We start from the raw sequence: 15908 nt of genomic DNA, 5'->3' as shown, positions 1-15908 counted from the left end.
TATCTTTTTTTTTTTTTTGTTTTATTTTTTTTATTTGTTGTTTTTTGGTTTTAGTGGGCGCGTACTGTGGGTGGTGCGTCTGACGGGCGGGCCCTTGGGGGGGCCCCCACGGCTCTACGCCACCTCGATGCCGAACTCCTGCACCAGCGCCTCCAGCCCTCCCGCGTACCCCTTCCCGCCCACGACGAAGTCCCAGTCGCCGCTCGCGCGCTTCCGGAAGGACCCGAGGACGAGCGCGGTCTCGCCGGCCCGGCCGTCGGACACCTCCAGCTGCCCGAGCTCGCTCCCGGCCGCGTCCGCGAGCCGGATCCGGGCGTCGGTGAAGCCGGAGAGATCGGCGTCCGGGTTCACGGCCGGGTCTATGGCGGCCGCGAGCACCAGCCGGTCCGCCCGCGCGGGCAGCGCCTCGAAGGCCACGCGCAGGGCGGCCTTGTCCGCGGCGGAGGGGGCGGCGGCGCGGACGGCGCCGTCGGGTGTGCGGGGATTGTTGTAGAAGACGAAGTGATCGTCGCTGAGGACCCGGTCGCCGGCGCAGACGAGGGCGCACACGTCGAGGGCGACGCGGCCGGACCAGGACATGCCGAGGATGTTGTGGCCGCCGGACGCCTCGGGCCCGTCGGGAGCCGGTCCGGGCGCGCTGCTCCCGGGGCCCAGCCGCCCCCGCAGGCCGTGCTCCTGCAGCAGCCCCACGAGCTCCTCGCCGGAGACCAGCGTGAGCGGCTTCCCGTTGGCGAAGGCGTACGACCCGGGCCCGAACCCGGAGGTGGTGACGAGCACGCCCTTGTTGGCGCCGGCGCCCTGCACGGTCCCGAAGAGATCGCGGACGGCGGTCGGCGGCACGGTCTTCCGGTACCGCTTGACCTGCACGATGATCCGCCCGCCGCTGATCGGGTCGGGGTCGAGGGCCTCGACGTCGACGCCGCCGTCGTTCGACCGCTGGGTCATCACGGCCTGCATGCCGCGGGCCCGGAAGAGCTCGGCGACGAGCGCCTCGAACGCGATGGGGTCCATCTCGAAGAGGTCCGGGTCGTCGTCCCCGCCGTGCGACACCACCCCGCGGCCCACGTCGCCGGGCTGCCGCGCGGGCCGCACCGCGGCCAACTGGTCCGGCCGGGCGGACAGTTGTCCGCCGAGCCCCTCGACGAGACAGTCGACGGCACTGACCTGCGCCAGCCGCAGCCCCGAGAAGACCGGCCGGGCGGCGGACACGGACGCGAGCACGATCTGCGCACGCTGCCCGGTGACCGGATCGTGGTCGTCGACGAACCCGTTGAGGACGACGGACTCCAGCATCCCGAACTCGTCGGCGGCGAACAGCTCGTGCACGGCGAGCAGCACGCACTGCGCGAGCAGGTCCCGGTGGATCGCACGGCGCTGGGTGACGGGCCGGGCGGTCTCCTTCTCCTCGTCGGCGGTGGCCATGTAGCGCACGGACTTCACGGCCGGCACGACGCCCGGGCCGGGCAGCTCCCAGTCGACCACCAGCTGCCGGGGCCCGGGGTCGTAGGCGGCGGAGAGCCGGTGGGGGAAGTCGTCGGGCCGGGCGGAGGCGTAGAGGGCGGCCGAGAAGTACTCGACGACGGCGTCCGGGTCGTCCTGCCGCAGGGCGGCGACGAGCTCGCCGACCCCGGCGTTGTACTGCCGGATCTCCTGCAGCTGGGCACCGGCCCACTGCTCGTACTGCTGCCGGTAGGCGGCGAGTTGCTGCTGCCGCTGCGCCTCGGCGGCCTGCGCCGCCTGCCGGTCGCGCTCGTACTGGGCGCGGGTGCCGAACCCGCGGTACCGGTTGGGGTCGGGCATGGCCACGGGCTGCCCGAGGTGCCCGGGGGCGAAGGCGGGCACCTGCTCGGGACGGGCGAGGGCGGCGGTGCTGAAGGCGGGCGCCCGGCAGCCCGTGGCGAGGAGCGAGGCCAGCGCCTCGACCTGGGCGTCCAGCTCCTCGTTCCGCCGCCGGACCTCGGCCTCCCGGCTCTGCCGGTACGCCTGCCGCTGCTCCCGGTCCTGCCGGGCCCGCTCCCGCTCCAGGGACCGCTGCTGCCGCTCGGCCTCCCGCTGCGCCTGCACCGCGGCCCGCTGCCGCGCCTCCTGCTGCCGCTGCTGCTGCCGCTGGGCCTCGGCCCAGATCCCCATCAGCCCGTTGGAGCGCCGACTCATTGCGGACCCATCCCTCCCCCTTGACCAGCGGTTACGAGGCAATTTTAGGGGGTTGGTCCGAGGGCTGAGTCAGTGTCAGGACCCGGCGGTGGCGGGCACCGCCAAGGGCGCCGTGTTCGCGCCAACTTGGCAGTGGCGCCCGCTGCGACTGCCGTCCCGCGGGCTTCGGCTATAGCCTGCGCACCGCGCGCGCAGTACGGCTCCTGGTCCACTCCACGAAGAGAAGAGGACACATGAAGTCGCACTATCGCCTTCCCGGCATCCTGGCCGCCGCAGCAGCGCTCGTGCTCGGCGCCGTCGTGACCGGTACGACCCAGGCCTCCGCGGCGCCCCAGGGCCCGGAGCGCTCGTCCAGACCCGCGGGCGCGGTCGACTACGGCTGGATCCGCAACGCCAACAGCGGCCACTGCCTGGCCGTCCCGGGCGCGAGCACCCAGAACGGGATCGGTTTGATCCAGTGGGGCTGCGGCACCTGGCGCGACCACTTCTGGCAGTTCGAGTACGCCTTCAACAGCGGTGGGCGCAGCTACTTCCACATCCGCAACCTCAACAGCGGGCAGTGCCTGGCCGTGCCGGGCGCCAGCACCACGCCCGGCATCCAGGTCATCCAGTGGCCCTGCGGCGACTGGAAGGACCACTTCTGGGGCGTCGAGTACACCGGCAGGGGCATGCGGCTGGTGAACTGGAACAGCGGCCAGTGCCTGGCCGTTCCGGGCGCGAGCATGGCGCAGGGCGAGAAGATCATCCAGTGGCCGTGCGGTGACTGGCCGGACCACTTCTGGAACTTCTGATCCGGCACGTCCGGAACCGGGGCCGGGGACGGCAGCGCTGCCGCCCCCGGCACCTCGGATCACATCACCCGGATCGCGTCAGTTGACGCAGGGGATGCCGCCCTCCTTCACCGCATCACCCGCGAACTTGTCGTCCGAGGGCGACGAGCTCGCCGCATCGGACGGTGAATCCGACGGGCTCGGCGACGAGCTCGCGCCCGCCGACGTCCCCGTGAAGTCCTGCCCCAGTGTCACCTGCACATGGCCCGCCGGAATCGTCGGGCTGGCCAGCGGGGCCGCCGTCACGCCGAGGCGCCCCGCGATCTGCTGGGCCGCGGCATCCGCGCCCTTGCCGTAGACGACGGTGGTGTGGGGCTGGGGCGCCGTGTTGGACGCACGGCCCTCCGTATAGCCCGCGTCCTTCAGGGCCTTGAGCTCCACGGCCGCCGCGCCCGTCCGGCCCGAGCCGTTCAGCACGTCGACGGTGCCGGGCGCGGGCTTCGCCGGGGCGGACGACCCGCCCGCGCTCGGCGAGGCCGACGACGTGCCGTGGCCGAACCGCTCCTGCACCAGTGCCCGGATCTTCTCCGGGTTCACCAGCTGCACGTCCTCGTGGTTGCGCGTGGCCGAGCCCTCCGTCGGCAGCGTGTTGAACTCGACCTTGCCGCCGGTCAGGTTGGTGGCCTGCTGGGCGAAGTCGATGACGTTCAGCTTGCTGTCGATGACCAGGTCCTTCTTCACCACGCCGAACAGACCCTGCAGCTTGCCCAGGCTGTCGAAGACGCCCTCGGACTTCAGCTTGTGGGTGACCGAGGAGAGGAACGCCTGCTGGCGGTGGGTGCGGTCCAGGTCGCCGCCGTCCAGGCCGTGCCGCTGGCGCACGAAGGCCAGCGCCTGCCGGGGGTTGACCTCCTGGAGGCCGGCGGGGAAGTCGGCGCCCGAATAGCGGTCCTTCACCGGGTGCTTGAGGCACACCTGGATGGGCTGGAGCACCTTGGCGATGTCGTAGAAGCCCAGCAGGTTGACCTCGGCGAAGTGGTCGATCGGCACGTCGAGGAAGTTCTGCACGGTCGCCAGCGTGGCCTCGCGGCCCGCCTCGCGGGCACCCGCCTCCAGGTCGGCGCCCTTCACACCCTGTTTGTAGAGCCGCTCCCGGGCACCCGTGTAGGCGTTGGAGTACGCCTCCTTGATCTTGTAGTGCCCCTGCGTCGAACCGTCGCCGTTGAACGTCTGGACGTAGTCGTCCCGGGGGATGGAGAACGCCTGGACCTTCCCGCCGTCGGCGGGGATGTGCATCAGGATCAGGGTGTTGGTGTTGTAGTAGCCGATGTCGCTCGACCCCGCGTGGAGTTCGTCCTGGACGAACTCCTTCGGCAGGTCGTTGCCGTTCATGTCCTTGCGCGAATCGAGGCCGATCAGCAGCAGGTTGACCGAGTTGTCGAGGTGCTTGCGGCCCACCTTGCCGAGCGCGTCGGAGGTGTTCAGGCCACTGGTGATCCAGTGGTACGCGGCCCAGGAGACCCCGCAGGTCGCCAGCACGGCGGCCGAGGTCAGGCCGGCCACGGTGCGTCCGACGATCACCCCGCGGGGGGTGCGCGGACCGCTGCCGCCCCGGCGGCGGGGCGTACGGCGGCTGCCGGGCCTGTTGCTGCTGGTGCGCCGCTCGGCGCCCGGTTTATCGCGCACGGTACGCACCGCTCTTCCTCGTCCCTCGGCCGGACGTCATGCCTCGCCTCACCTGCATCCACCGCACCGCCAGCACCAGCAACAGCGCGACCTCGGCCGCCGCCATCGCCGGGAAGGCGTCGATCGCCCAGTGGACGGCCCCGGTGGTGGCCCCCTTGGCCTGGGAGTCCTTCGGGCCCGCCGTCAGCTCGGCGGCCACGGTGACGAGCAGCACCACGGGGGGCGGCGCGTACGCGACCCACCAGGCACCCGCCCGCGAGCAGGTCCACGCCGCCAGGACCGCCCCGGCGACCGCCGTGAGCGCGAAGATCCAGCCCAGCGAGGAGGTGACCAGCTCGTCGGCGAAGGCTCCGATCACCGGCAGCACCAGAGCGACCAGTACCGCTCTGCGGGCCTGCGCCCGCGTTCTTCCGCTTCCGCTTCTTCCGCCGCGCGCCCCCGCCGCCCGGCCCCGAGGGGCCGGTACCCGGCGTGATCCTTGCGCGCGGGGACGGGAGGCGGCCGGGTCCGGCGAGGGCCTCGCCGCCCTGTTCGGAGCTGCGGCCCGCTGACCTGCCGTGGGCATTCCGGGTTGCATAGTTGCGCAATGTAGCAAGTGTTCCGGCTAGGCTGTGCGGGTGTCCGGGAGGAATCCCGTGAACGCAACCGCAGAAGGGGGAGGAGCCACGCCGATGGCGGCACCTGGGGAGCCTTCGGAGCAGGCGCTCAACGCCGCGGCCCTGAAGTTCGGTCTGCTGTCTTCTCCGCTGCGCCTGCACATCGTATGGGCACTGGCCCGCCGCGAGAGCGATGTCACACAACTGGCCCGCCGCGTGGGCGCCCGCCCCCAGGCCGTCAGCCAGCACCTGGCCCGGCTGAAACTCGCCGGTGCCGTGCGCTCCCGCAGCGAGGGCCGGCACCAGATCTACGCGGTGACGGATCCGCGGCTGGCGGTCGTGGTGGAGACGATGATGGGGCCGTCGCAGGCCGGCGGGCTGTCGGCCTGATCCGGTTCCGCCGGGGTCCGGCTGCGACGCGCAGTATGTGACGATCCATCAGAAATGCAAAGCGCCCCTCAGCCGGTCCCGGCTGGGGGGTACTTGTGCTGGTGCCCCCGGGCAGATTCGAACTGCCGACACCCGCTTTAGGAGAGCGGTGCTCTATCCCCTGAGCTACGGAGGCGGGGCAGCCGTCAGTGTAGCGGGTGGGCCGGGGCGGGCGGCAGGTCGGCAAGGTGGTGGATCGGCGGGCCTCAGTCCCACCGCTTCACCCGCACCCGCCACGTGCCGTCGCGCTCCTGGCGCAGGACGTCGATCGTGACGCCGGGTGCCGTGCAGCGCTGGCCCGCGCGGTAGGGGGCGTCCGAGAGAGAGGCGCTCACGTTGGGGTCCGTGGTGTAGCAGCCCGCGCTGCCGGGGGTGGCGTCGGAGGCGCGGACCGGGCCCGCGCCGGAGGGGAGGTCCGAGGCCACCGTGGTGACCAGGACGCCGGGGCGGCAGACCGTGTGGTCCAGGGGGCCGGGGGCGCGGGCCTCCAGGGTGATCGCGCGGGTGGGGGAGAGGGGGATCACGGCGAGCTTGGCGCCGCCGCGGCGGGAGGTCGGGGCGAGGGTGACGGTCCGGGTGCCCGGACGGTCGAGGCAGTGGACCTCGCGCGGGGCCAGCCAGCCCAGCTTCCACTTGTGCCAGGCGAGGAAGTCGTTGGAGGGGCCCCAGTCCTCGTCCATGGGGTCCCAGTGGCCCACGGGCGTGCGGACCGCCCGGCTGCGGCCGGCGGTGTAGAGGTCGGGGAGGCCGAAGCTGTGGGCGTTCTCGTGGGTGAGGACGCGGTACGGGCTGTCGCCGGTCTGCCGGCTCCAGATGAAGGAGACGTTGCGGAAAGGCGTGCCGTCGTAGGTCTCCAGGCCCGTGGCGGCGCCGGCGAAGGTCACCGAGCGGACGTCCTGCACGGCGGGCGGTCCGGCGTTGGGGGCCGCCAGGACGTTGATCAGGTCGTAGCGGGAGAAGTCGACCCGGTCGTCGACCGCCGCGAGGATCTCCTTGGAGATCGCGTGGTAGCCGTCGTCGTGGTTCGGGTCGAAGGCCGAGCCGCGGCTGATGCCGTACCAGCGGTACGGGTGCGCCATGCGGATCCAGTGCAGGAACGGGGTCGAGCGGTAGTCGAGGCGGCCGTACGAGCTGTGGCGGAAGTAGTCGGCGACGGCCGGGAAGAACTCCGCGTAGCGCTCCTTCGGGGTGATCCTGGCCCGGGCGTCGGGGAAGTCGATGAAGAGGGTGACCGCCCGCACCGTTCCGCTGGAGCGCGCGTAGCCGTACGGGGTGCGGGCGCCCTCGGAGACGTTCTGGGTGACCGTGCGGAGGGCGCAGGGGCCGGACGGGCGCCGGCCCCGGTCCGCCGCGGGGGTGCCCGCGGTGTCCGGCGTGTACGGATCCGCCTCGGACGGCACGGGGGACGTGAGCGCCAGCACCGTCACCGCCATGACCGCGACGACCAGGGTCTTCATGCTTTTCACCCTGTGCTGTGCCGGGCCGGACCGCTCCCCGGACTGCGGCAGACGCGTGACGGCGGTGGCCCGGAGCGTGGTGTGACACGGCTCACCCGGCCGTGCCGAAATATCCGGGGAGCCGCTCCCCGTTTAAGTGAGCGTCTCTGTCAAACGGGGAGCTCGTCCCCGGATCTTCATTCCACCCGAGGAGGAGCCGCCCGTGGCCGCCGTCCCGCAGCCCCGCCTTCGCGCCGATGCTCTTCGCAACCGCGAGCGGATCATTTCGGCCGCCCGTGAGGCGCTCGTCGAGCACGGCGCCGAATCCTCGCTCGACGAAATCGCTCGACGCGCCGGGGTCGGCAATGCCACGCTGTACCGGCACTTCGCGGACCGCCGCGAGCTGATCCATCACGTCACCCTCTCGGTCATGGCCCGTCTCGCGGACCGCGCCGAGACGGCACGAGCCGAGGAGCCCGATGCCTTCCTGGCGCTGAGGCGCTTCGTCCACGCCGCGGCGGACGAGCGGATCGGGGCGCTCTGCCCGCTGCTCGCCGAGGGCGTCGACAAGAGCCACGTCGAGCACATCGCGGCGCGCGAGCGGCTCGACCAGGGGATCGAGGCGCTCATGGCCGCAGCCCGCGAGGCCGGCCAGCTCCGCGCCGACATCTCCGTCGGCGATCTGATGGTGGCCATCACCCAGCTCACCAGGCCCCTGCCGGGGACCGGCTGCATGGACTTCGACCAGTTCGTGCACCGGCACCTGCAGATCTTCCTCGACGGGCTGATGGCCCCCGCCCGCTCCCGGCTTCCCGGTGCCGCCGTCACGTTGGAGGACCTGCGCCAGAAGTGAGGCCGCACGCCGGGCCGTTGCCCGGCCCGTTGTCAGTGCCTCGTGTCATCGTTCTCCAACAGCCCCGGTCCTTCGCAGATTTCGCACCCCGCCACGCCAGATAGGCCCCGCCATGTCACACACCGCCCCCCATGCCGATCCCCGGCGCTGGAAAGCGCTCGTCTTCATCGCCCTCGCCCAGCTGATGGTCGTCCTCGACGCCACCATCGTGAACATCGCCCTGCCCTCCGCCCAGACCGACCTCGGCATCTCGGACGGGAACCGGCAGTGGGTCATCACGGCCTACGCCCTCGCCTTCGGCGGGCTGCTGCTGTTCGGCGGCCGGGTGTCCGACATGTGGGGCCGCAAGCGCACGTTCGTCACCGGCCTCGTAGGCTTCGCCGCCGCCTCGGCGATCGGCGGCGCCGCGGTCAACACGTCCATGCTGATGGGCGCCCGCGCCCTGCAGGGCGTCTTCGGAGCACTGCTGGCGCCGGCCGCCCTGTCGCTGCTCGCCGTGATGTTCACCGAGGCCAAGGAACGTGCCAAGGCGTTCGGCATCTTCGGTGCCATCGCGGGTGGCGGCGGCGCCGTCGGCCTGATCCTCGGCGGCGTGTTCACCGAGTACCTGAACTGGCGTTGGACGTTCTTCGTGAACATCCCCTTCGCCATCGTCGCCGCGACCGGTGCGATAGCCGTCATCCGTGAGCCCGCGGGCAGCCGCAACTCCTCCCGCCTGGACGTCCCGGGCGTCATCCTGGCCACCCTCGGTCTCGTCTCGCTCGTGTACGGCTTCACCCGCGCGGAGACGGACGGCTGGACGGCCGGTGCCACGATCGGCTTCTTCATCGCTGCCGTCGTACTGCTGCTCGCCTTCGTGGTCGTGGAGTCGAAGGTGAAGGCGCCGCTGCTGCCGCTGCGCGTGGTCACCAACCGCAACCGCGGCGGCGTCTACGCCGCGCTCGGCCTCGCCGCCATCGGCATGTTCGGCCTGTTCCTCTTCCTGACCTACTACCTGCAGGTCACCCGGGGGTACAGCCCGGTCAAGACGGGTCTGTCCTTCCTCCCGATGATCGCCACGATGATCACCGGCTCGACCCAGGTCGGCGCCCGGCTGATGAACCGCGTGCCGCCGCGCTGGCTGATGGGCCCGGGCTTCCTGCTCGCCGCCCTCGGCATGGTGCTGCTCACCCGGATCGACCTCAACACCTCGTACACCACCGGCATCCTGCCCTCGCTGCTGCTGATGGGCCTCGGCATGGGCACGGCCTTCATGCCCGCCATGAGCCTCGCCACGATCGGCGTGCAGCCGCGGGACGCGGGTGTCGCCTCCGCGATGGTCAACACCTCGCAGCAGGTGGGCGGCGCGATCGGTACGGCCCTGCTGAACACGATCGCCGCCAGCGCGACCACCGACTACCTCAAGTCGCACATGACGCCCGCCGCCGCAGCTGACCCCAAGCTGCTGCAGTTCCAGTCGGCGGTGCACGGCTACACCACCGCCATCTGGTGGGCGGCCGGCATCCTCACGCTGTCCGCGCTGATCGCGCTGACCTTCGTCAACCACCGCCCGGGCGGCGACGGTTCCACCGCCGCGTCCGGCGGTGCGGGGGAGGCTGCGGCCGAGGATGCGGTTCCGGTGATGGCGCACTGACCGGTGCAGTGCTGCAGGCAAGGGCCCTTGCGGGAACTCCGGTTCCGGCAAGGGCCCTTGCCGTGCCGCACCACGGTGCCCCGTCAGGGGCGCGGGGAACTGCGCGACCAGCCCCCACCGGCCTGCAGTCGAGGCACCGTCCCGGGGACGTCGGCTGCGGGCGCGTCGGTGGTTGCTCGCGCAGTTCCCCGCGCCCCTGACGGGGCGCGCCCCTGCGGGGCGCAGGTCAGCGCAGCCAGGGCAGGTCCGCGCCCTCCGGCTCCAGGCCCGTCGCGATGATCCGGCACACCTCGTCGAACTGTCTGACCTGTTCCGGCGTGAGCCGGTCGAAGACCGCCCCGCGCACCGCGGCCACATGGCCCGGCGCCGAGCGGCTCAGCATCGTGTAGCCCGCATCCGTGAGGACTGCCAACTGCCCGCGCTTGTCGGACGGGCACTCCTCGCGGCGCACCCAGCCGTTCTTCTCCAGGCGGGCGACGGCGTGCGAGAGCCGGGAGCGGGTGATCTTGGCCTGCTGGGCGAGTTCGGTCATCCGCATCCGGCGGCGCGGGGCCTCGGAGAGCTGGACGAGCAGTCCGTAGTAGACGTGCGGCATCTCGGCGTCGCGCTGGAGCTGACGGTCGAGGTGGTCCTCCAGGAGCCGGGACGCGTGCATATAGGCACGCCAGGCGGACTGCTCGTCTTCGGTGAGCCAGCGCGGTTCCTCCGCGATGTCGTCCGATGCGGGTCGGTTGGTCATGGCATCCACTGTTCCACTTCCTGCACACCACCTTGTTTCTTGAACTTTCAATTAGTACGGGATAAGGTCTCCCATAGAGCTTGAGAATTCAAGTAGCAAGCCGGGAGTGTGTCATGTCAGCGACCTCCGGGCGGATGCCCGCCCTCTATCTCTCGCACGGCGCCCCGCCGCTGGCCGACGACGCCCTCTGGACCCGTCAGCTCGCGGACTGGTCCGCCGGGCTGCCCCGGCCCACCGCGATCCTGATGATCTCGGCGCACTGGGAGGAGGCCCCGCTCGCGCTGGGCGCGACCACGACGGTGCCGCTGGTGTACGACTTCTGGGGCTTCCCCGAGCGCTACTACCGGGTGCAGTACGCGGCCCCGGGCGCCCCCGCGCTGGCCGACCGGATCCGCAGGACGCTGCGCGGCGCCGGCACGCCCGTGCAGGACCTGCCGGACCGCGGACTGGACCACGGCGCGTACGTCCCGCTCGTCGAGATGTACCCCGACGCCGACATCCCCGTACTGCAGCTCTCGATGCCCACGCTCGACCCGCAGCGGCTGCTGCAACTGGGCCGCCGGCTCGCGCCGTTGCGCGACGAGGGCGTGCTGATCGTCGGCAGCGGCTTCTTCACCCACAACCTGGCCGCCTTGCGGCATGCCGGGCCGTTGCCGCCTGCGTGGTCGGCGGAGTTCGACGCGTGGGGGCGCGAGGCGTTGGAGGCGCAGGACGTGGATGCGCTGCTGGATTTTGCGCATGCCGCGCCCGGCGCGGGGCTTGCGCACCCGCGCACCGAGCACTTCGCCCCGCTCTTCGTCACGCTCGGCGCGGCCGAGGGTGAGCTGGGCAGCGGGCGGAGTGTGATCGACGGGTTCTGGGGCGGGCTCGCGAAGCGGTCCGTTCAGTTCGGGTGAGGCTTCGGGTGCGGGGCGCGTCGCCTCAGTGCTCGTGCAGGTAGAAGACGTAGTACGAGACCAGGCCCATCCCCAGCCCCATCAGGAGACCGATCTCCGACGCCCGGAGCGCGGTCGGCCCGGCCAGGCTGTAGAGGAAGCCCATGGAGATGCCGAAGAGCGCACCGAAGGCCGCGGCGCGCACCTCGGCGACCATCCGGTGCCGTTCGCGGATCAGGACGTGCCCGACGGCGATGGACACCAGCGCGGCGACGATGCCCACCAGCCACGCGTGCAGCGTGGAGCCGCCGTGCTGTGAGGAGATGAAGACGGCGTAGAGGCCCAGGGCGACGCCGCCGGTGACGGGGGCGGCCCATTCCCATCGGGCCGCGTGACCGGCCTCCGCGGTGCGGCGGGTCTGCGGAAGATGTGTGCGGCGGGCCACCGGGCCCGGGCCCTCGTGGGCGGCGTGTGCCGGCATGACGGGCTCCTCTCGCCGGATGTCACCAGCGCACACCCGTCCCGCGGGCCCGGCAAATCGATCACGGTGCGTCCGCCCGTCCGGGGGTGTTCCGGGCAACCGGCGGCCGGTGCACGGCGTCTACGGGGGCAGGAACCGGAGCCCGCCGAGGGCCGAGGGGCAGCGCCGCCCGCCGGTTCACCCCTGGCCGAGTCCCCGTCCGACCTGCGGTTTTCCCGCCTGTGACGCCCCGCGGGCCCCCTTGCGGCCGGACAGGGTACTGCATGATCACAAAAAAGAAGACGTCCCTGGGAATTCTGTCCTGATTCCAGCCGTTGTTTCCTTCGGACGGCCACCCGTCAGGGGCACCGTCTCCATCCCGCGACCCACTCATCGCAAGGGAGCACGCATGGCAACCCGTGCCGTCGCCCGTCGTAAGACCGCCTCTCCGGGGGCCGACGAGGCCAGCAGTGTTCGCGCCTCGGGCGGGGAGATCGCCGATCGCGACCTGGTCGGCATGTACCTCGACGAGATCGCGCGTACGCCCCTGCTCGACGCCGCCAAGGAGGTCGAGCTCTCGCAGACCATCGAAGCGGGCGTGTACGCCCAGCAGATACTCGACGGTCCGGAGGACGCCAAGGCCGCCGGCGCCTCGCGCGAGGAACTCGAGGCCATCGCCGCCGAGGGCGCCCGCGCCAAGGACGTCTTCATCAAGTCGAACCTCCGCCTGGTGGTCGCCGTGGCCCGGCGCTACCCGCGCAGCGGACTGCCCCTCCTCGACCTCATCCAGGAGGGCAACGCGGGCCTGGTGCGCGCCGTGGAGAAGTTCGACTACACCAAGGGCTTCAAGTTCTCCACGTATGCGACCTGGTGGATCCGCCAGGCCATCACCCGTTCCATAGCCGACCAGTCCCGGACGATCCGGCTCCCCGTCCACCTCGTCGAGGAGCTCGGCCGGATCCGCCGGGTGCAGCGCGAGTTCAACCGGGAGCACGGCCGCGACCCCGAGCACGGGGAGATCGCCGCCGAGCTGGACACCACGCCCGAGCGCGTCGGCGACGTCCTCGACTGGGCCCGCGACCCGGTCAGCCTGAACATGTCCGTGGACGACGAGGGCGAGACCCAGTTCGGCGACCTGCTGGAGGACACCTCCGCGGTCTCCCCGGAGCAGTCGGTGATCGCCCTGCTGCGCAGCGAGGAACTGGAGGGCCTGATCGGCCGTCTCGACCACCGCACCGCGTCGATCATCAAGGCGCGCTACGGCATCGACGACGGGCGTGAGCGGACGCTCACCGAGGTCGGGAAGCAGCACGGGCTCACGCGCGAGCGCATCCGGCAGATCGAGAAGCACGCGTTGCTGGAGCTGAAGAAGATGGCCCACGACACGGGGTTCGACGCAGCGGCCTGAACGGCATAGCCTGGAAGCAACCCCAAGGACGGGCCCCGGCGCCTCCCCCCCTGCGTCGGGGTCCTTTTCCGTCCCCGTACGGGCGCGGGCTACGCGCCTGCCGCCCGGCCCAGCCGGGCGCCCAGCTCCCGCAGGTGATCCACCAGGGCCGGCGGCTCGCTCACCTCGAACTCGCAGTCGATCAAGGCCAGTCGCATGGCGATCCACTCCAGCGAGTCGGACGTCTCGAACTCCAGCCGGCAGCTGTCCTCGCCCGTCGGCACCGGCGTGCCGACCGACTGCGGCATCCGGGCCGCCACGAACTCCGCCGGGGCGTGCAGGGCCGCCACGACCCGGTAGACCGGCTGGCTCCGCGACATCGAGCGGCTCATGAACTCGGCCGCGTCCGCCGCCGGCAGCTCCCGCGGGGCGAACCGCGCGCCCGTCGCGAAGGGCTCGCTGACCCGGTCCACCCGGAACGTGCGCCAGTCCTCGCGGTCGATGTCGTACGCGACCAGGTACCACCGGCGCCCCGTGCTCACCAGCCGGTGCGGCTCGACGAGCCGCTGCGTCTCGGTTCCGTCCCCCTTGCGGTAGGCGAACCGCAGCCGCTCGTGGCCCGTCGCGGCCGCCGCCATGACGGTCAGGGCCCGGGGGTCGATGGTCGCGCCGTCCCCCGCACCCCACACCAGCGGCACGGTGGCCGCCTGCAGCGTGGCGACCCGGTGCCGCAGCCGGGACGGCAGCACCTGCTCCAGCTTGGCCAGTGCCCGCACCGAGGCCTCCTCGATGCCGTCGACGGCGTGCCCGGCCCCGGCGCGCAGCCCGACCGCGATGGCCACCGCCTCCTCGTCGTCGAGGACGAGCGGCGGCATGGCGGCCCCGGCGGCCAGCCGGTACCCGCCGTCGGCGCCCATCGTCGCCTGGACGGGATAGCCGAGGTCGCGGAGGCGCTCGATGTCGCGCCGGATCGTGCGCGGGGTGACGCCCAGCCGCTCGGCGAGCTCGCGGCCAGGCCATTCGCGCGGGGTCTGGAGCAGCGAGAGCAGGGTCAGCAGCCGTGCCGGGGTGTCTGTCATGTCACTCAGCCTGCCAGCGAAGTAGGACACGAACTGACCTATACCCGGGTTAGGTTTTCGGTCACCCCCGGAAAATCAGCACGAAAGGCAACACGCGTGTCCGTCACCGCCACCGATCCGCCGGCCACCGAGGCCCCCGAGGCCGCGCACCGGGCCCCGGCCGACCGCCGCCGCTGGCTGGCGCTCGCGGTCGTGATGACCGCGTCCTTCATGGACCTGGTCGACGTCACCATCGTCAACATCGCCATGCCGAGCATCCAGAAGGACATCGGCGCCTCCTTCAGCATCCTGCAGTGGATCACCGAGGGCTACGCGCTCGCCTTCGCGGCCGGCCTGATCACCGGCGGCCGGCTCGGGGACATCTACGGCCGGCGGCGGATCTTCCTCCTCGGCATGTCCGGCTTCACGCTCGCCTCGATGCTGTGCGGCATAGCCGGCGACCCCCATCTCCTCGTCGCGGCACGGGTGTTCCAGGGCGCGACGGCGGCCCTGATGGTGCCGCAGGTGCTGGCCATCGTCCACGCCACCTTCCCCGCGCACGAACGCGGCAAGGTCTTCGGCATGTTCGGCGCCGTCGTCGGCCTGGGCGCCGTCTCCGGCCCGATCCTGGGCGCGCTGCTCACCCAGTGGAACCTCTTCGGCCTGGAGTGGCGGCCGATCTTCCTGGTCAACCTGCCCGTCGGCATCGCCGGTCTGCTGCTCGGCCGCCGCTACATCTCCGAGTCCCGGGCCCCGAAGGCGCTGCGGCTCGACCTGGTGGGCATGGTGCTGGCCACCGGCGGCCTGCTGATGCTGCTCTACCCCCTGACCCAGGGCCGCGAGCTGGGCTGGCCGCTGTGGGGCCACCTCTGCATGGCCGGCAGCGTCGTCGTCTTCGGCGCGTTCGTCGCCTACGAGCGCTACAAGGCCCGCAAGGACGGCTCCCCGCTCGTCGAGCTCTCGCTGTTCCGCGTCAAGAGCTTCGCCGCCGGCGTCGGCGTCGAGATCGCCTTCGGCGTGGCCTGCGGGATCTTCTTCCTGATCTGGACGCTGTACATGCAGATCGGGCTGGGCTGGAGCCCGCTGCGCGCGGGTCTGACCGGCATCCCCTTCTCGCTGGCGGTGTCCGTCGCGGCCGGCATGTCCGTCCAGAAGCTCGTGCCGCGCTTCGGCCGCAAGGTGCTGCAGACCGGTGCGCTCGCCATGGCGGCCGGCGTCCTCCTCTACATCTGGGAGGCCGGCCACTACGGGACGGGCATCAAGCCATGGCAGATGGCCGCGCCGCTGATCGTCATGGGCCTGGGCATGGGCCTCGTCGTCGCCCCGCTCACCGAGGCGGTCCTCTCCGAGGTGCCGCGCGAGCACTCCGGTTCGGCGTCCGGACTCATCAACACGACGCAGCAGCTGGGCAATGCGGTGGGGCTGGGCCTGGTGTCGGTGGTGTTCTTCAACGTGCTGGATGCCCAGAAGCTGGCTTCTGGGCATGCGGGGGAGGCGTTTGCCGCTGCGTTCCGGCACGGCATGTGGTGGGTTGCCGGCGTGCTGGGTGTGGTCCTGGTGCTGATGTTCGCGCTGCCGAAGCGCTCCGCGGGGGCGGTCGCCGAGTAGGTCGGGTGCGGGTCCGTCGTGGCTGATCGCGCAGTTCCCCGCGCCCCTTTCGGGGCGGTGCCCCTGGTCGGTCGGGTGCGGGCGGTCCGTGGTTGCTCGCGCAGTTCCCCGCGCCCCCAGTAGTTCCGTGACCGGCGCGTGAAGATGCTCACCCTCACCGCAGCCGGCCGCAGGCTGCGGGGCAAGGTGGTCCGCATCATGGACGAGGCGCCGGGCCTGGAGCT

14 protein-coding genes and 1 tRNA gene are annotated in these 15908 nt (G+C 71.8%); 7 read left to right on the top strand and 8 right to left on the bottom strand.

Going from position 1 to position 15908, the window contains the following annotated elements:
• Positions 1 to 114 precede the first annotated feature (114 nt).
• Positions 115 to 2154, bottom strand: coding sequence for a restriction endonuclease (locus ACWD4B_RS32065; protein ID WP_451424060.1), 2040 nt, complete (start codon positions 2152 to 2154; stop codon positions 115 to 117).
• Between the two features lie 233 nt (positions 2155 to 2387).
• Here ACWD4B_RS32065 and ACWD4B_RS32060 point away from each other — a divergent pair, with 233 nt between their 5' ends.
• A complete protein-coding gene (locus ACWD4B_RS32060) occupies positions 2388 to 2945 on the top strand; it encodes an RICIN domain-containing protein (protein ID WP_451424059.1) in 558 nt (185 codons plus the stop codon).
• A gap of 78 nt (positions 2946 to 3023) precedes the next feature.
• Here the strand turns inward: ACWD4B_RS32060 and ACWD4B_RS32055 are convergent, their stop codons facing one another.
• Both ACWD4B_RS32055 and ACWD4B_RS32050 read right to left on the bottom strand, forming a co-directional pair.
• Positions 3024 to 4619: an LCP family protein gene (locus ACWD4B_RS32055; RefSeq protein WP_451424058.1), complete on the bottom strand. Its 1596-nt coding sequence runs from the start codon at positions 4617 to 4619 to the stop codon at positions 3024 to 3026.
• The gene (locus ACWD4B_RS32050) at positions 4600 to 5175 is read right to left on the bottom strand and encodes a DUF6542 domain-containing protein (protein WP_451424057.1); all 576 of its coding nucleotides are present in this window, start codon (positions 5173 to 5175) and stop codon (positions 4600 to 4602) included. The genes ACWD4B_RS32055 and ACWD4B_RS32050 overlap by 20 nt, the downstream gene beginning before the upstream one ends.
• 106 nt (positions 5176 to 5281) lie before the next feature.
• Between ACWD4B_RS32050 and ACWD4B_RS32045 the strand changes: the two genes are divergently transcribed.
• The gene (locus tag ACWD4B_RS32045) at positions 5282 to 5596 is read left to right on the top strand and encodes a metalloregulator ArsR/SmtB family transcription factor (protein WP_336412933.1); all 315 of its coding nucleotides are present in this window, start codon (positions 5282 to 5284) and stop codon (positions 5594 to 5596) included.
• Positions 5597 to 5695: 99 nt separating this feature from the next.
• On the opposite strand, the gene ACWD4B_RS32040 is transcribed toward ACWD4B_RS32045, so the two are convergent.
• Together ACWD4B_RS32040 and ACWD4B_RS32035 are read right to left on the bottom strand one after the other, a co-directional pair.
• Positions 5696 to 5771, bottom strand: a tRNA-Arg gene (locus ACWD4B_RS32040).
• A gap of 70 nt (positions 5772 to 5841) precedes the next feature.
• Positions 5842 to 7092: a M6 family metalloprotease domain-containing protein gene (locus tag ACWD4B_RS32035; RefSeq protein ID WP_451424056.1), complete on the bottom strand. Its 1251-nt coding sequence runs from the start codon at positions 7090 to 7092 to the stop codon at positions 5842 to 5844.
• 202 nt (positions 7093 to 7294) lie between these two features.
• Between ACWD4B_RS32035 and ACWD4B_RS32030 the strand changes: the two genes are divergently transcribed.
• Positions 7295 to 7924 carry a TetR/AcrR family transcriptional regulator gene (locus ACWD4B_RS32030; RefSeq protein ID WP_451424055.1) on the top strand — a complete coding sequence of 210 codons (630 nt, stop codon included), beginning with the start codon at positions 7295 to 7297 and terminating at the stop codon, positions 7922 to 7924.
• A gap of 112 nt (positions 7925 to 8036) precedes the next feature.
• On the top strand, positions 8037 to 9557 hold the full coding sequence (locus tag ACWD4B_RS32025) for an MFS transporter (RefSeq protein WP_451424054.1): 1521 nt from the start codon (positions 8037 to 8039) through the stop codon (positions 9555 to 9557).
• Between the two features lie 226 nt (positions 9558 to 9783).
• Here ACWD4B_RS32025 and ACWD4B_RS32020 read toward each other — a convergent pair whose 3' ends face one another.
• Complete coding sequence (locus tag ACWD4B_RS32020; protein ID WP_451424053.1) at positions 9784 to 10296, bottom strand: MarR family winged helix-turn-helix transcriptional regulator; 513 nt, start codon at positions 10294 to 10296, stop codon at positions 9784 to 9786.
• A gap of 113 nt (positions 10297 to 10409) precedes the next feature.
• Between ACWD4B_RS32020 and ACWD4B_RS32015 the strand changes: the two genes are divergently transcribed.
• Positions 10410 to 11192 carry a dioxygenase family protein gene (locus ACWD4B_RS32015; protein ID WP_451424052.1) on the top strand — a complete coding sequence of 261 codons (783 nt, stop codon included), beginning with the start codon at positions 10410 to 10412 and terminating at the stop codon, positions 11190 to 11192.
• Positions 11193 to 11217: 25 nt separating this feature from the next.
• On the opposite strand, the gene ACWD4B_RS32010 is transcribed toward ACWD4B_RS32015, so the two are convergent.
• On the bottom strand, positions 11218 to 11652 hold the full coding sequence (locus tag ACWD4B_RS32010; RefSeq protein ID WP_451424051.1) for a hypothetical protein: 435 nt from the start codon (positions 11650 to 11652) through the stop codon (positions 11218 to 11220).
• Positions 11653 to 12040: 388 nt separating this feature from the next.
• Here ACWD4B_RS32010 and ACWD4B_RS32005 point away from each other — a divergent pair, with 388 nt between their 5' ends.
• Positions 12041 to 13039: a sigma-70 family RNA polymerase sigma factor gene (locus ACWD4B_RS32005; protein WP_451424050.1), complete on the top strand. Its 999-nt coding sequence runs from the start codon at positions 12041 to 12043 to the stop codon at positions 13037 to 13039.
• 89 nt (positions 13040 to 13128) lie between these two features.
• On the opposite strand, the gene ACWD4B_RS32000 is transcribed toward ACWD4B_RS32005, so the two are convergent.
• Complete coding sequence (locus ACWD4B_RS32000) at positions 13129 to 14097, bottom strand: helix-turn-helix transcriptional regulator (protein ID WP_451424049.1); 969 nt, start codon at positions 14095 to 14097, stop codon at positions 13129 to 13131.
• Between the two features lie 96 nt (positions 14098 to 14193).
• On the opposite strand from ACWD4B_RS32000, the gene ACWD4B_RS31995 reads away from it, so the two are divergent.
• Positions 14194 to 15684: an MFS transporter gene (locus tag ACWD4B_RS31995; RefSeq protein ID WP_451424048.1), complete on the top strand. Its 1491-nt coding sequence runs from the start codon at positions 14194 to 14196 to the stop codon at positions 15682 to 15684.
• The last annotated feature ends 224 nt before the right edge of the window (positions 15685 to 15908 follow it).

The organism is Streptomyces sp. NPDC002536 (genome assembly GCF_053594995.1).
The sequence above is the reverse complement of the archived record's forward strand: the minus strand, read 5'-3'. Positions and strand labels throughout refer to the sequence as shown.

Excerpts from the sequence above, each read along its gene's own strand:
- ACWD4B_RS32065 (WP_451424060.1), bottom strand. The coding sequence starts at position 2,154 with ATGAGTCGGCGCTCCAACGGGCTGATGGGGATCTGGGCCGAGGCCCAG.
- ACWD4B_RS32060 (WP_451424059.1), top strand. The coding sequence starts at position 2,388 with ATGAAGTCGCACTATCGCCTTCCCGGCATCCTGGCCGCCGCAGCAGCG.
- ACWD4B_RS32050 (WP_451424057.1), bottom strand. The coding sequence starts at position 5,175 with ATGCCCACGGCAGGTCAGCGGGCCGCAGCTCCGAACAGGGCGGCGAGG.
- ACWD4B_RS32045 (WP_336412933.1), top strand. The coding sequence starts at position 5,282 with ATGGCGGCACCTGGGGAGCCTTCGGAGCAGGCGCTCAACGCCGCGGCC.
- ACWD4B_RS32035 (WP_451424056.1), bottom strand. The coding sequence starts at position 7,092 with ATGAAGACCCTGGTCGTCGCGGTCATGGCGGTGACGGTGCTGGCGCTC.
- ACWD4B_RS32025 (WP_451424054.1), top strand. The coding sequence starts at position 8,037 with ATGTCACACACCGCCCCCCATGCCGATCCCCGGCGCTGGAAAGCGCTC.
- ACWD4B_RS32020 (WP_451424053.1), bottom strand. The coding sequence starts at position 10,296 with ATGACCAACCGACCCGCATCGGACGACATCGCGGAGGAACCGCGCTGG.
- ACWD4B_RS32015 (WP_451424052.1), top strand. The coding sequence starts at position 10,410 with ATGTCAGCGACCTCCGGGCGGATGCCCGCCCTCTATCTCTCGCACGGC.
- ACWD4B_RS32010 (WP_451424051.1), bottom strand. The coding sequence starts at position 11,652 with ATGCCGGCACACGCCGCCCACGAGGGCCCGGGCCCGGTGGCCCGCCGC.
- ACWD4B_RS32005 (WP_451424050.1), top strand. The coding sequence starts at position 12,041 with ATGGCAACCCGTGCCGTCGCCCGTCGTAAGACCGCCTCTCCGGGGGCC.
- ACWD4B_RS32000 (WP_451424049.1), bottom strand. The coding sequence starts at position 14,097 with ATGACAGACACCCCGGCACGGCTGCTGACCCTGCTCTCGCTGCTCCAG.